This window comes from Mesorhizobium amorphae, assembly GCF_014843845.1.
GTDB lineage: Bacteria > Pseudomonadota > Alphaproteobacteria > Rhizobiales > Rhizobiaceae > Mesorhizobium > Mesorhizobium amorphae_A.
This window is the reverse complement of record NZ_JHQS01000051.1, coordinates 331,352-345,293: the sequence shown is the minus strand read 5'-3', so window position 1 is coordinate 345,293 and position 13,942 is coordinate 331,352. Positions and strand designations below refer to the sequence as shown.

11 protein-coding genes and 1 riboswitch are annotated in these 13,942 nt (G+C 65.0%); of the genes, 5 read left to right on the top strand and 6 right to left on the bottom strand.

Annotated elements, in window-relative coordinates:
* Positions 1-55 precede the first annotated feature (55 nt).
* The 6 genes from nuoF to DH08_RS20005 are packed head-to-tail and all read right to left on the bottom strand — an operon-like array spanning position 56 to position 5,396.
* Positions 56-1,360 (bottom strand): NADH-quinone oxidoreductase subunit NuoF, encoded by a 1,305-nt coding sequence (gene nuoF / locus DH08_RS20030; protein WP_192180961.1) that lies wholly within the window; start codon positions 1,358-1,360, stop codon positions 56-58.
* A gap of 10 nt (positions 1,361-1,370) precedes the next feature.
* The gene (locus tag DH08_RS20025; RefSeq protein WP_192180960.1) at positions 1,371-2,648 is read right to left on the bottom strand and encodes an NADH-quinone oxidoreductase subunit E; all 1,278 of its coding nucleotides are present in this window, start codon (positions 2,646-2,648) and stop codon (positions 1,371-1,373) included.
* A complete protein-coding gene (locus tag DH08_RS20020; protein WP_192180959.1) occupies positions 2,649-3,839 on the bottom strand; it encodes an NADH-quinone oxidoreductase subunit D in 1,191 nt (396 codons plus the stop codon).
* A 9-nt stretch (positions 3,840-3,848) separates the two neighbouring features.
* Positions 3,849-4,454 (bottom strand): NADH-quinone oxidoreductase subunit C, encoded by a 606-nt coding sequence (locus DH08_RS20015; RefSeq protein ID WP_192180958.1) that lies wholly within the window; start codon positions 4,452-4,454, stop codon positions 3,849-3,851.
* A gap of 4 nt (positions 4,455-4,458) precedes the next feature.
* A complete protein-coding gene (locus DH08_RS20010) occupies positions 4,459-5,040 on the bottom strand; it encodes a NuoB/complex I 20 kDa subunit family protein (protein ID WP_006203252.1) in 582 nt (193 codons plus the stop codon).
* Positions 5,031-5,396, bottom strand: a complete 366-nt coding sequence (locus DH08_RS20005) for an NADH-quinone oxidoreductase subunit A (protein WP_006203254.1) — start codon at positions 5,394-5,396, stop codon at positions 5,031-5,033. Before DH08_RS20005 ends, DH08_RS20010 begins: the two co-directional genes overlap by 10 nt.
* A 334-nt stretch (positions 5,397-5,730) precedes the next feature.
* Here DH08_RS20005 and DH08_RS20000 point away from each other — a divergent pair, with 334 nt between their 5' ends.
* From DH08_RS20000 to cobG, 5 genes are all read left to right on the top strand, one after another.
* On the top strand, positions 5,731-6,930 hold the full coding sequence (locus DH08_RS20000; RefSeq protein ID WP_192180957.1) for a winged helix-turn-helix domain-containing protein: 1,200 nt from the start codon (positions 5,731-5,733) through the stop codon (positions 6,928-6,930).
* A gap of 29 nt (positions 6,931-6,959) precedes the next feature.
* Positions 6,960-7,166, top strand: a riboswitch (cobalamin riboswitch).
* A 37-nt stretch (positions 7,167-7,203) separates the two neighbouring features.
* A complete protein-coding gene (locus DH08_RS19995; RefSeq protein WP_192180956.1) occupies positions 7,204-7,632 on the top strand; it encodes a DUF1636 family protein in 429 nt (142 codons plus the stop codon).
* Positions 7,633-7,634: 2 nt separating this feature from the next.
* Positions 7,635-8,687: a cobalamin biosynthesis protein CobW gene (cobW, locus tag DH08_RS19990; protein ID WP_192180955.1), complete on the top strand. Its 1,053-nt coding sequence runs from the start codon at positions 7,635-7,637 to the stop codon at positions 8,685-8,687.
* A gap of 18 nt (positions 8,688-8,705) precedes the next feature.
* Positions 8,706-12,452, top strand: coding sequence for a cobaltochelatase subunit CobN (locus DH08_RS19985; protein WP_192180954.1), 3,747 nt, complete (start codon positions 8,706-8,708; stop codon positions 12,450-12,452).
* Positions 12,449-13,942 (top strand): precorrin-3B synthase, encoded by a 1,494-nt coding sequence (cobG, locus tag DH08_RS19980; protein WP_192180953.1) that lies wholly within the window; start codon positions 12,449-12,451, stop codon positions 13,940-13,942. The genes DH08_RS19985 and cobG overlap by 4 nt, the downstream gene beginning before the upstream one ends.

The window sequence follows — 13,942 nt, the reverse complement described above, 5'->3', positions numbered from 1 at the left end:
CTTCGTATGCCCCGCCCGGTATCCTCGTCTCGGGCTTTCGCCCGTATTTCAATTTCTATTCCGCGGCCACCATCACCGGCTCCGCCCGGTGTGCGTTGCGCGAAAACTCGTCGATGCGCCGCTCCACCTCGCCGCGGAAATGCCGCATCAGGCCCTGGATCGGCCATGCCGCCGCATCGCCCAGCGCGCAGATCGTGTGGCCCTCGACCTGCTTGGTGACGTCGAGCAGCATGTCGATCTCGCGCTTCTGCGCCTCGCCGCGCACCAGCCGTTCCATCACCCGCCACATCCAGCCGGTGCCTTCGCGGCACGGCGTGCACTGGCCGCAGCTCTCGTGTTTGTAGAAGTAGGAGAGCCTGGCGATCGCCTTCACGATATCGGTCGATTTGTCCATGACGATGACAGCCGCGGTGCCGAGGCCCGATTTCAGGTCGCGTAGCGCATCGAAATCCATCGGCGTGTCGATGATCTGCTCGGCCGGCACCAGCGGCACCGAAGCGCCACCCGGAATGACCGCAAGCAGATTGTCCCAGCCGCCGCGGATGCCGCCGCAATGCGTCTCGATCAGCTCGCGGAACGGGATCGACATCGCCTCTTCGACGGTGCACGGATTGTTGACGTGGCCGGAGATGCAGAACAGCTTGGTGCCGACATTGTTGGGCCGGCCGAAGGACGAGAACCAGGCCGCACCGCGGCGCAAAATGGTCGGCGCAACCGCGATGGACTCGACATTGTTGACCGTCGTCGGGCAGCCATAGAGGCCGACATTGGCCGGGAATGGCGGCTTCAACCGGGGCTGGCCCTTCTTGCCCTCGAGGCTTTCGAGCAGCGCCGTCTCCTCGCCGCAGATATAGGCGCCGGCGCCGTGATGCATGTAGATGTCGAAATCGTAGCCGGAAATGTTGTTCTTGCCGATCAGCTTGGCCTCATAGGCCTCGTCGATGGCGCGCTGCAGCGCCTCGCGCTCGCGGATGAACTCGCCGCGCACATAGATGTAGGCGGCGATCGCGCCCATGGCAAAGCCGGCGATCAGGCAGCCCTCGACCAGCGTGTGCGGGTCGTGGCGCAGAATGTCGCGGTCCTTGCAGGTGCCGGGTTCGGATTCGTCGGCATTGACGACGAGGTAGCTCGGCCGGCCGTCGCTCTGCTTGGGCATGAACGACCATTTCAGGCCGGTCGGGAAGCCGGCGCCGCCGCGTCCGCGCAGGCCCGACGCCTTCATCTCGTTGACGATCCAATCGCGCCCCTTGGCGATGATGCCGGGCGTGTTGTCCCAGGCGCCGCGCGAAATCGCGCCGGCCAGCGACTTGTCGAAGCGGCCGTAGATGTTGTTGAAGATGCGGTCCTTGTCCTGAAGCATTGTTCGTCCCTCAGACCGGCTTCTTGCCGAAGACGCGGATGTATTCGTCGACCCCGCCCTTGGCGAGCGCCTTGGCCTGCTTGACCCAGTCGTCGCGCTCGATGCGGCCGTGGAAACTCAGATAGCCGTCCACCCAATCGCGCTCGGCCTTCTTCCAGGACGCGACCTGCGCGAAGGTGAAGATGCCCAACTCGTGCAGGGTGCCCTCGATCTTCGGCCCGACACCGGAAATCAGCTTGAGATCGTCGACCAGCGCAGGCTTGGCGATGCCGGCCGGACGGTTCTTGTCGTCGAGCGAAGGCTTAGCGGGCTTCGCCGCCGGCACTTTGGCTTCCGGCGCCTTGAAGGCGGAAAGAGGCTCGGCCTTGGTCTTCGGACCGCTGCGCTGTTTCGAAACCTTTTCGACTTCAGGTGCAGCCTTGTTGGCGTTGGCGGCCGAATGCGGCGGGGCGGAGACGCTCGCTGCCTTTTCCGCCGCGGGTGCGACCTTCTTGGCCGACGGCGACTTGAGCGCCGGGCTGGTTTCGGGTGCGTCGGTCTTCGGCTTGGCGGCATTCGATGGCGCGACGGGGGCAGCCGGCGCCGGCACGGGCGCCGCGACGATCGCATCCGGCGCCGCCTGGGCGGCCTTTGTCGCCGCCTTGGCTTCCTTGTCGCGCGTCGACTTGAGGATCGCCTTTTCGCTGGTCAGCGTGGTCAGGCCGGTGATCGGCTCCGAGGTGGTGCGGCCGTTCTGCGGCCCTGGCGTCACCGAGGCGCCCTTGCCGGCGCCGTAAAGATCGATGATCTCGGCCAGCCGCTCAGGCGTCAAATCCTCGAACGTATCCTTGAAGATCATCACCATCGGCGCATTGACGCAGGCGCCGAGGCATTCGACCTCCTCCCACGACAAAGTGCCCTTGTCGTTGGTGTGGAACTGGTCGTGATGGATTTTCGAGCGGCAGACATCCATCAGCGCTTCCGAGCCGCGCAGCATGCAGGGCGTCGTGCCGCAGACCTGGATATGCGCGCGCGTGCCGACCGGATTGAGCTGGTACTGCGTGTAGAAGGTCGCGACTTCAAGGCCACGGATATAGGGCATGCCCAGCATGTCGGAGATCGTCTCGATCGCCGCCTTCGTCACCCAGCCATCCTGCTCCTGCGCCAGCATCAGCAGTGGGATGATCGCCGACTGCTCGCGGCCCTTCGGATATTTCTTGATCCATTGCTTGGCCGCAGCCGCATTCGCCCGGTTGAAGGCGAAGGACGCTGGCTGGACGCTGGCTTCTGCGAGACGGCGGACTGACATTTAGCGATCGACCTCACCAAACACGATGTCGAGGGAGCCGAGAACGGCGGTGACGTCGGCCAGCATGTGGCCACGGCACAGGAAGTCCATGGCTTGCAGATGCGCGAAGCCTGGCGCGCGCAGCTTGCAGCGGTAGGGCTTGTTGGTGCCGTCAGAGACCAAATAGACGCCGAACTCGCCCTTCGGCGCTTCGACAGCGGCGTAAACCTCGCCGGCCGGCACGCGGTAGCCCTCGGTGTAGAGCTTGAAGTGATGGATCAGCGCTTCCATCGAGCGCTTCATCGCCTGGCGCTTCGGCGGCACCACCTTGCCGTCGAGATTCGACACCGGACCGGTGCCTTCCTTGCCGAGCAGCAGATCGACGCACTGGCGCATGATCTTCGCCGACTGGCGCATCTCTTCCATGCGCACGAGGTAGCGGTCGAAACAGTCGCCGTTCTTGCCGATCGGGATGTCGAAATCCATCTCCGGATAGCATTCATAGGGCTGCGATTTGCGCAGGTCCCAGGCCGCACCCGAGCCGCGCACCATGACGCCGGAAAAACCCCAGGCCCAGGCATCGGCCAGCGACACCGTGCCGATATCGACATTGCGCTGCTTGAAGATGCGGTTGCCGGTGAGCAGCGCATCGAGATCGTCGAGCGACTTCAGGAACGGGTCGATCCACTTGCCGATGTCCTCGACCAGCTTCTGCGGCAGGTCCTGATGCACGCCGCCGGGGCGGAAATAGGCCGCATGCATGCGCGAGCCGGAGGCGCGCTCATAGAACACCATCAGCTTTTCGCGCTCGACGAAGCCCCACAGCGGCGGCGTCAGCGCACCGACGTCCAGCGCCTGTGTCGTCACATTGAGGATGTGCGACATGATGCGGCCGATTTCGGAATAGAGCACCCGGATCAGCTGGCCGCGCTTCGGCACCTCGATACCGAGCAGGCGCTCAGCGGCAAGCGCGAAGGCATGCTCCTGGTTCATCGGCGCGCAATAATCGAGCCGGTCGAGGTAAGGCACCGCCTGCAGATAGGTCTTGTGCTCGATCAGCTTTTCCGTGCCGCGATGCAACAGCCCGATATGCGGATCGACGCGATCGACGACTTCGCCGTCCAACTCAAGCACCAACCTCAAAACACCATGCGCTGCAGGGTGTTGAGGGCCAAAGTTGATGTTAAAATTGCGGACGGAGGTTTCAGCCATTCTGGCGCCTCAATTCGTCTTGGCTTTTTCGTCGCCCGGCAGGACGTAATCCGTCCCTTCCCACGGCGAGAGAAAATCGAAGTTTCTGAATTCCTGTTTCAATTCCACCGGCTCGTAGATGACCCGCTTGGCCTCGTCGTCGTAGCGCACTTCGACGAAGCCGGTCAGCGGGAAATCCTTGCGCAGCGGGTGACCTTCGAAACCATAGTCGGTCAGGATGCGGCGCAGGTCGGGATGGCCCGAGAACAAAACGCCATAGAGATCGTAGGTCTCGCGTTCGAACCAGTCGGCGCCGGGAAACACGCCGGTGATCGAAGGCACCATGGTTTCCTCGTCTGCCTGAACTTTCAACCGAATGCGCACATTCTGCTTCGGCGACAGCAGATGATAGACGACGTCAAAGCGCTTCGGCCGCGACGGATAGTCGGCGCCGCAGACGTCGATGATCGAGATGAACTGGCAGCGCTGATCGTCGCGCAGGAAGGTCGCCACCTCGATCAGGTCGCTTGGCTCGACCGAGACGGTCAGCTCGCCATAGGCCAGCACCGCGTTGTTGACCCTGCCGATCAGCTTCTCGCCCAGATAGGTCGAGAGTTCGTTCAACGACTGGCTCATGGGTTCACCGTTCGATCGTGCCGGTGCGGCGGATCTTCTTCTGCAACAGAAGAATGCCGTAAAGCAGGGCTTCGGCGCTCGGCGGGCAGCCGGGCACGTAGATGTCGACCGGCACGATGCGGTCGCAACCGCGCACCACCGAATAGGAATAGTGGTAGTAGCCGCCGCCATTGGCGCAGGAGCCCATCGAGATGACGTAGCGCGGCTCCGGCATCTGGTCGTAGACCTTGCGCAACGCCGGCGCCATCTTATTGGTCAGCGTGCCGGCGACGATCATGATGTCGGACTGGCGCGGCGACGCGCGCGGCGCGACACCGAACCGCTCCGAGTCATAGCGCGGCATCGAGGTATGGATCATCTCGACGGCGCAGCAGGCCAGACCGAAGGTCATGAACATCAGCGAGCCGCTGCGCGCCCAGGTGATCAGCGCCTCGGTCGAGGTGACGAGAAAACCCTTGTCGGCCAACTCGTTGTTGATTTCGAGGAAGAACGGGTCGTCGGAACCGACCGGTCGACCGGTATTGGGGTCGATGATGCCCTTGGGCTTCGGTGCGACGAGCGTGCCGGAACTGTCGTTCAATCCCATTCCAGCGCTCCTTTTTTCCATTCATAGGCAAAGCCGATGGTCAGCACCGCCAGAAACACCATCATCGACCAGAAACCGAGCATGCCGATCTTCGAGAAGGACACCGCCCAGGGAAACAGGAAGGCCACTTCCAGATCGAAGATGATGAACAGGATCGACACCAGGTAGAAGCGGATGTCGAACTTCATGCGGGCGTCGTCGAAGGAGTTGAAGCCGCATTCATAGGCGGAGAGCTTTTCCGGATCGGGGTTGCGGTAGGCCACCAGGAACGGCGCAATGATCAGCGCCAGGCCGACGACCAGCGCCACGCCGATGAAGAGGACTATGGGCAGGTACGAACTCAAAAGTGCGTTCATGCTGCGGCTTTCCGTTGGCGGTCAATCCACTTTGATTACAGCAACCAACCTCAATGCGGAAGCGTGACAGATTAACCGCTGAACCGTTTTAGGTGGCCTATGCTGCAACGCGGCGAGGGTTAGCGCAGCGCTTTCGGCGAAGCAAGTCAAACCTTGTTCAAAACGCGGTGCTGGACGGCATATCCCGGAAAACTGGTCCGATCCGCTCCTGTTTGATTTCCTTCACTTTTTACTCCACTTTTCTCTCCTGACATATATGCCGCCAAAACCCTGTTAGCATGACGCGGAATCATCGGTTTTTGCTTGGCTTGAACAGCATCAGGGCGACGTCTGCATGAAGGAAAAAATCTCGCTCGGCATGGCCCGGCGCATCGCTCTCGCCGCGCAGGGGTTTACCGACCCGAGACCGGGCGGCACACCGGACCGGCGCCACCTGGCCCGGGTGCTTAGCCGTACCGGCCTGCTGCAGATCGATTCCGTCAGCGCGGTGGTGCGCGCCCACTATATGCCGCTCTATTCACGCCTTGGTTCCTACCCGCTCGCCTTGCTCGACAATGCCGCCGTGACGCGCAAGCGCACGGTGTTCGAATATTGGGCGCACGAGGCGTCTTTCCTGCCGGTCGAGACATACCCGCTGATGCGCTGGCGCATGCAGCGCGCCGAGCGCGGCGACGAGATGTATCTGGGGCTCGCCAAATGGGGCCGCGAACACGCTACGTATATCGAGAAGATCTACCGCGAGGTCGTCGATCGCGGCCCGATCGCCGCTTCCGCGCTCGAAGGCCAAAAGGGCTCGGGCGGCTGGTGGGGCTGGAGCCACGCCAAACACGCCTTCGAATGGCTGTTCTGGGCCGGGCGCATCACCACGGCGTCGCGTCGCGGCTTCGAGCGGTTCTGCGATCTGCCCGAACGCGTCCTGCCGCAGGCGATCCTCGACCTGCCGGTGCCGGAAGCAGCGGACGCACACCGCGAATTGCTGCGCATCTCCGCCCGCGCCCATGGCGTCGCCACATCAGGCGACCTGCGCGACTATTTCCGCCTGTCACCAGCCGACATGAAGGGCCGCCTTGAGGAATTGGTCGAAATGGGCGAGCTGCTGCCGGTGCGTGTCGCGGGTTGGGACAGGCCGGCTTACCTCCACAAGGACGCCCGTTTGCCGCGCCGGATCGAGGCGCGCGCCTTGCTGGCTCCCTTCGACCCGGTCGTCTTCGAGCGGGCGCGGGCGGAGAGGCTGTTCGATTTCCGCTACCGAATCGAGATCTACACGCCCGCCCAAAAGCGCCAGTACGGCTATTACGTGCTGCCGTTCCTGCTCGGTGACCGGATCGTCGCGCGCGTCGACCTCAAGGCCGACCGGCCGGCGAGTGTCCTGCGCGTCCACGCCGCCTACGCCGAAGCCTGCGCACCACCCGAAACCGCCGCTCAGCTCTTCGAAGAGTTGAAGCAGATGCAGGGCTGGCTCGGCCTGGAGCGCATCGAGGTGACGCCCGCGGGCGACCTGGGTCCGGCGCTGGCCGACATCGCCGTGTCGTAGACGCGCGTTGACACGACTGTCCCTACAAGCCTAAATCCGGCCCAGACGGTCTCCTCTCGGCAAAGGGAGGAGCCAAGAGGGAATGCGGTGCGGGATCTGAAGATCTCAAATCCGCGGCTGTCCCCGCAACTGTAAGCGACGAGCCTCAGCCGAAAACCACTGGGATGTTCCCGGGAAGGCGGCATCCGAGGCGATGACCCGCGAGCCAGGAGACCTGCCGTCTGAACATGAAGAATCCGAACGCCTGGCGGGTTTTCCGGGCAGGAGCCTGATTTGGAACGCGACAGCAGTTTTTCGGCTGAAACAGCGGACATATCGTCCGGCGGGGACGATTCCCTGGCCGACGTCACAATCATCGTCTGTGCCTCCTGTCGCGACGAAACCGGCTCCGACGCCCATCCCCGCGCCGGCGAACTGCTGGCGCAGGACGCGCGCCGCGCCGCTTCGGACGAAAACCTCCGCATCCGCACCGTCGAGTGCCTCGGTAATTGCAAGCGACGCCTCAGCGCCGCGATCCTGCGCGACGGCTGCTGGAGCTACGTCTTCGGCGACCTGACCGCGACCAGCGGCGCCGACCTCGTCGCCGGCGCAAAGCTCTTCGCCACCTCGACCGACGGTCTCATCCCCTGGCGCGGCCGCCCGGATTCCTTGAAGCGCGGCCTCGTCGCCCGCATCCCTCCCCTCGATATCCTGAAGGACTGACCATGAACGCTCCAGATTCGTCCGCCAACCTCTCCCGCGTCCCCTGCACCGTCGTCACCGGCTTCCTCGGCGCCGGCAAGACGACGCTGGTCCGCCATCTGCTGGAAAACGCCGGCGGCAAGCGGCTGGCCATCATCGTCAATGAGTTCGGCGATATCGGCATCGACGGCGAGATTTTGAAAGGCTGCGGCATCGACACCTGCCCGGAGGAAAACATCGTCGAGCTGGCCAATGGCTGTATCTGCTGCACCGTCGCCGACGATTTTGTCCCTGCACTGGACCAGATCCTGTCGCTGACGCCGAAGGTCGACCACATCCTGATCGAGACCTCCGGCCTTGCTCTCCCCAAGCCGCTGGTCCAGGCCTTCCAGTGGCCGACAGTAAAAAGTCGCGTCACGGTCGATGGCGTGATCGCGGTGGTCGACGGACCGGCACTGGCCGAAGGCCGCGTCGCCAACGACATGGACGCCCTGCAGGCGCAACGCGCTCAGGATCAGACGCTCGATCACGACGACCCGGTCGAAGAAGTGTTCGAGGACCAGATCGCCTGCGCCGACCTGATCATCCTGTCGAAGAGCGATTTGATGGACGCCGCCGGCTCGGCCCGCGCCAACGCGATCATCAACGAACACTCCGCCCGCGCCGTGAAGATCGTGCCGACGTCGCAAGGCAAGGTCGATCCCTCCGTACTGCTCGGCCTCGGCCTCGCCGTCGAGGACGACATCGAGAACCGCAAATCCCATCATGACGGCGCATTCGACCACGAGCATGACGACTTCGACACCTTCATTGTCGACATACCCTCGATCGCCAATCCCGATGAGCTGGCGAAACGCGTCGCCACCGCCGCCGAGGAAGAAAACGTGTTGCGCGTCAAAGGCTTCGTCGAGGTCGGCGGCAAGCCGATGCGGCTGTTGCTGCAGGCCGTCGGCCCGCGCGTCAACCACTACTACGATCGTGCCTGGACGGCCGACGACGACCGCCGCTCGCGCCTCGTCGTCATCGGCCTGAAGGGGCTCAACCGGCCGGCCATCGAGCGTATCCTCGCCGGCTGAGGCAAAAACCGAACCGCGATGCACATCCTCACCACCACATCCGCCTCGCTCGACGACCTCGCCGAGCCTGTCGATCTCCGGCAGACGCCGGCGGATATCGTGGCGCTGTCGTTTACCGACAGCGATCTCTCCGGACTGGCGGCGGCGTGGAAGGCGGACGCGGAGCGCCTGCCGTCGATGCGGCTCGCCGCACTTCGCGATTTGCGCCATCCGATGTCCGTCGATCTCTGGATCGACAGCGTGGCACGACATGCCAGGGTGATCCTGGTGCGTATCCTCGGCGGCTATGACTGGTGGCGCTATGGCTGCGACCAGCTTGCCGCGATTGCGCGGGAACGCGGCATCAAACTGGCGCTGTTGCCGGGCGAGAGCCACGACGAGGATCTGCGGCTGATCGAAGGCTCGACGCTGCCGCGCGAGGAGTTGGATGCCTTGCTCGGCTATTTCCGCGAGGGCGGGCCGGCGAATATGAGCGCGCTGGTGCAGAGGCTGGCGCGGCTGGCTGGGTCAGATGCGGCGGTCGCCGACCCGGTTGCCGTGCCCAAGGCCGGGTTTTATGCACCGGGGCGTGGCGTTGTAGAGAGGCCGGACCTCTCAACTGTCGGCATTCCTTCACACCCCCCTCTGTCCTACCGGACATCTCCCCAGCAAGGGGGGAGATCGGTTGTCATCAAGACCGGCTCCTTTTCTGCTCTGTCAGAGAGCGACGTATCTGGGCCATCCGCGATCGGCGAAATCGTCGATGACGGATCAATCTCCCCCCTTGCGGGGGAGATGTCCGGCAGGACAGAGGGGGGTGTGACGGAACTCGACGTCGACAATACTTATGTCGACACTCCTGTCATCCCCATCCTGTTCTACCGCTCGATGCTGCTGGCCGCCGATGTCGCGCCGATCGATGCGCTTTTCGAAGCACTCAGTGCGCGCGGCATGGCCCCTGCCCCCATCTTCGTCTCCAGCCTGAAAGACCCGACGTCGCTGGCGTTCGTCGAAAATGCGCTGGTCGCCCTCAAGCCGTCGGCCATCGTCACCGCCACAGCCTTCGCCTCCGGTGCCGAGCCCGGCGTCGAAACCCTGTTCGACCGCGCCGGCGTGCCGGTCTTCCAGGTCATCGTCGCCACGACCCGCCGCGACGTCTGGGAGAAAAACCAGCGCGGCCTCGCGCCGGCCGACCTTGCCATGCATGTCGTGCTGCCCGAACTCGACGGCCGCATCCTCGCCGGCGCCATCTCCTTCAAGGGCGAAAGCGAGACCGATCCGGCACTGGCCTTCCGCGCCTTCGCCAACCGGTCCGAGCCGGACCGTGTCGCGCAGGTGGCGAGCCGCGTCGAAGCCTTCCTCCGTCTACAGCGCGCGCCGCGCGAAGAGCGCAAGCTCGCCATCCTGATCCCGGACTATCCGAGCGCTCCCGGCCGCACCGGCTATGCCGTCGGCCTCGACGTACCGTCCAGCGTGCTCGCCATGCTGCACGACCTGAGAGAACAGGGCTATGCAGTTGAAGGGATTCCGCAATCGCCGCGCGCGTTGCTGGAGGTGCTGGAGCGCAGTGGCCACAAGTTGGGGTCGGAGGAATATCTCGATTTCTCCAAGGGTTTGCCTGCTGAGGCAATGGCTGCCGTCGAATCCGCTTGGGGAAAGGTCGAAGAGATAAGTTCGCGCGAGGCGCCCCCCTCTGTCCTGCCGGACATCTCCCCCTCAAGGGGGGAGATTGCGCCCTCGCCACGGCTTTCGCCTATCGCCAGCGCTGCAGGAATGGCGCCATCGACGGAACTGCCAATCTCCCCCCTTGAGGGGGAGATGTCCGGCAGGACAGAGGGGGGTGTTCAAGCGCCGACCTCGCCAAGCTTCCCCTTCCGCGCCGCCACCTTCGGCAACGTCACCGTGGCCCTCGCCCCCGATCGCGGCCGGTCAGCCGACCGCCGCGCCGACTACCACGACCCAACCCTACCTCCGCGCCATGCGCTGATCGCCTTTGGCCTGTGGCTGCGCAAATCGCTGGGCATCCATGCCCTCATCCATGTCGGCGCCCACGGCACGCTGGAATGGCTGCCCGGCAAGACCGTCGCGCTCAGCGATACCTGCTTTCCCGAGATCGTCACCGGCGCGCTGCCCGTCATCTATCCCTTCATTGTCTCCAACCCCGGCGAAGCGGCGCAAGCCAAGCGGCGCATTGCCGCCATCACGCTTGGCCATCTGCCGCCGCCGCTGACCGGCGCCGGGCTGGACGAAAACCAGCACAAGCTTGAACGCCTGGTCGACGAATACGCCCAGGCCGACGGGCTCGACCGCCGCCGCCGCGACCGGCTGGCCAAGCTGATCGTCGACACCGCTCAGAAGACCGGGCTTGCCGCCGAAGCCGGCGTCGCCAGGACCGACGCGCCCGACGAAGCGCTGCGCCGCATCGACGCCTGGCTCTGCGACCTCAAGGATTTCGCCATCAAGGACGGCCTGCATATCTATGGCCGCTCGCCTGACGGCGAGGCCGATCCGTTACGCCTGCAAAGCGCGGCGGCCGAAAAGTCGGCGTTTCTCGCGGCGCTCGACGGCCGCCACATCGAGGCCGGCCCGGCCGGCGCGCCGGCGCGCGGCCGTTCCGACGTGCTTCCGACCGGCCGCAACCTGTTCACCTCGGATCCGCGCACCATGCCCACGCCGACCGCTTTTGATCTGGGCAAAGCTGCGGCGGAGGAAGTGGTGCGCAGCTACATGCAGTCGCATGGCGACTGGCCGCGCTCTTTGGTCATCGACCTCTGGGGCTCTGCCTCGCTGCGCACCGGCGGCGAGGAGATCGCGCAAGGCCTGGCGCTGATGGGCTGCCGGCCGCAATGGGACGCCGCGACCGGCCGCGTCACCGGCATCGAAGTGCTGCCGCCGGCCTCGCTCGGCCGCCCGCGCGTCGATGTCACCTGGCGCATATCGGGCCTGTTCCGCGACATGTTCCCGACCCAGATCGCGCTCATCGACGCTGCCGCCAATGCCGTCGCCACCCGCGACGAGGACGCTTCGGAAAACCCGCTGGCGGCCAGGACCCGGACCGAAGGCAAGATCAGCCCGCGCATCTTCGGCACCTCGCCCGGCACCTACGGCGCCGGCGTCGAGGATCTATTGGCGAGCGGCAACTGGACCGCACGGGAAGAAATCGGCCGCGCCTATCTCGACGCCACCTCGCATGCCTATGGCGGCGCCGACGGCGAAGCGGTCTCCGCGCCCGGCGCTTTCGAGACCCGCATCGCCGAGGCCGACCTTCTCGTCCACACTGGCGACGACCCCGGCCGCGACATTTTGGAAGGCTCCGCCGATGTCGCCTTCATCGGCGGCTTTTCGGCAGCGCTTGCGGCCCTCGGCAGGAACGCCGACGTCATCGTGCTCGACACCACGGACCCGCAGAAACCGAAGCCACGCTCGGTTGGAGAAGCCGTATCCCGCGTCGTGCGCGCCCGCGCCGTCAATCCGCGCTTTATCGCCGGCCAGATGCGACACGGCCCGCGCGGCGCCTCGGAATTCGCCGAGACCGTCGACCGCCTCGTCGGCTTTGCCGAAACCACCCAGGCCATTTCAGGCACGCTGATCGAAGCCGTGCATGACGCCTATCTCGGCGATCCAGATGTCCGCGCCTTCATCCTGCGCGAAAACCCGGCGGCGGCCAAAGTCATCGCCGAACGCTTCCAGTCGGCGCGGCGGCGCGGACTTTGGCATCCACTGCGCAATTCGATCGACGACGATCTCGCCGCTTTGATCGCCGAAGCCCATGGGGTGGCGGCATGAACGCCTTCTCGCGCCGTGGCGCCTGCCCTGCCCTCAGCAAGCCGATGCAGACCGGCGACGGACTGCTGGTGCGGCTCAACCCTGTCGCTGGAGGACTATCGCCGAAGTCGCTGATCGGACTCGGCGAATCCGCCTTGCGGCACGGTAACGGCATCATGGAAGTCACCGCGCGCGGCAGTCTACAGATCCGAGGATTGACGCCGGAGAGCGCGCGGCGGCTGGCCGGAGAGGTCGACGCGCTGGGCATTGCCGTGCGCACCGGCGTGCCGGTCGAGATCGGGCCGCTGGCGGGGATCGACCCGCAGGAAGTCGCCGACCCACGTCCGCTGGCGGAGAGCGTGCGTGCAGCGGTTGATCAAGCCGGGCTGGCGCAGCGGCTGGGGCCGAAGGTTTCGGTCATCGTCGAAGGCGGCGGGCAATTGGCTATGGATGCGGTGACGGCCGATGTGCGGCTGAAGGCAGTGCGGGCCGAGAACGAAGTCCTTTGGAGGGTATCGGTTGCCGGTGATGACCGACGCGCGAAGCGCCTCGCCGCGGTCGACGGGGATGCTGCCCGCGACATCGCCGTCGCTGCGCTGAGAATGGTGGCCGAAAAAGGCCGCGCGGCGCATACGCGGGATTTGTCGGAGCGGCAGCTGAATTCTCTCGCAAGTTGGTACTCCGTCACACCCCCCTCTGTCCTGCCGGACATCTCCCCCGCAAGGGGGGAGATCGGCAGTTCCGCCGCTGGCGCTCCTCTTTCGACCGAAAATGACGCCACGTTTGTGATTGGCGAAACCACCGATGACAAGGCAATCTCCCCCCTTGCGGGGGAGATGTCCGGCAGGACAGAGGGGGGTGCGAAGGAACGCCCACCTATAAGAGATCCTATCGGCATGTTCGATCTGACAGCCGGCCACGCCCTCGGCATCGGCCTGCCCTACGGCAGCATGCCAGCACAAAAGCTCATAGAGCTCACCCAACGTGCCCTCGCCCTAGGCGCCACCGAAATCCGCCTGGCGCCCGGCCGCGCCATATTTTTCCTCGGCCTCTCGCCAGCCGCCTGCCCGCCCCTCCAGCACACAGCCACCACCCTCGGCTTCGTCACCAACCCCACCGATCCCCGCACGCGCATCGCCGCCTGCCCCGGCACCCCCGCCTGCGCCTCCGGCCAGATCGCCACCCGCGACATCGCCGAGACCATCGCCGTCGAAAACGCCGACATCCTCGATGCCTCCCTCACGCTGCACATTTCCGGTTGTGCCAAGGGCTGCGCTCATCCGGGCAAAGCATCGCTGACATTGGTCGGTGGCGAAAACGGAGCCGGACTTGTCGTGGACGCGACGGCAAAGGCTCTTCCTGCCGGATACAGGCCGGGCTATGACGCCGCGCGCGGTGTCAGTGGCGTTGCAGCGGCAATCCGCAAAGAACGACTTCGGGGCGAGACCGCCGCTGCCTGCCTGGCAAGGCTTGGCGCGGCCGGCATCGCAGAAGCTTACCGACAGGAATGA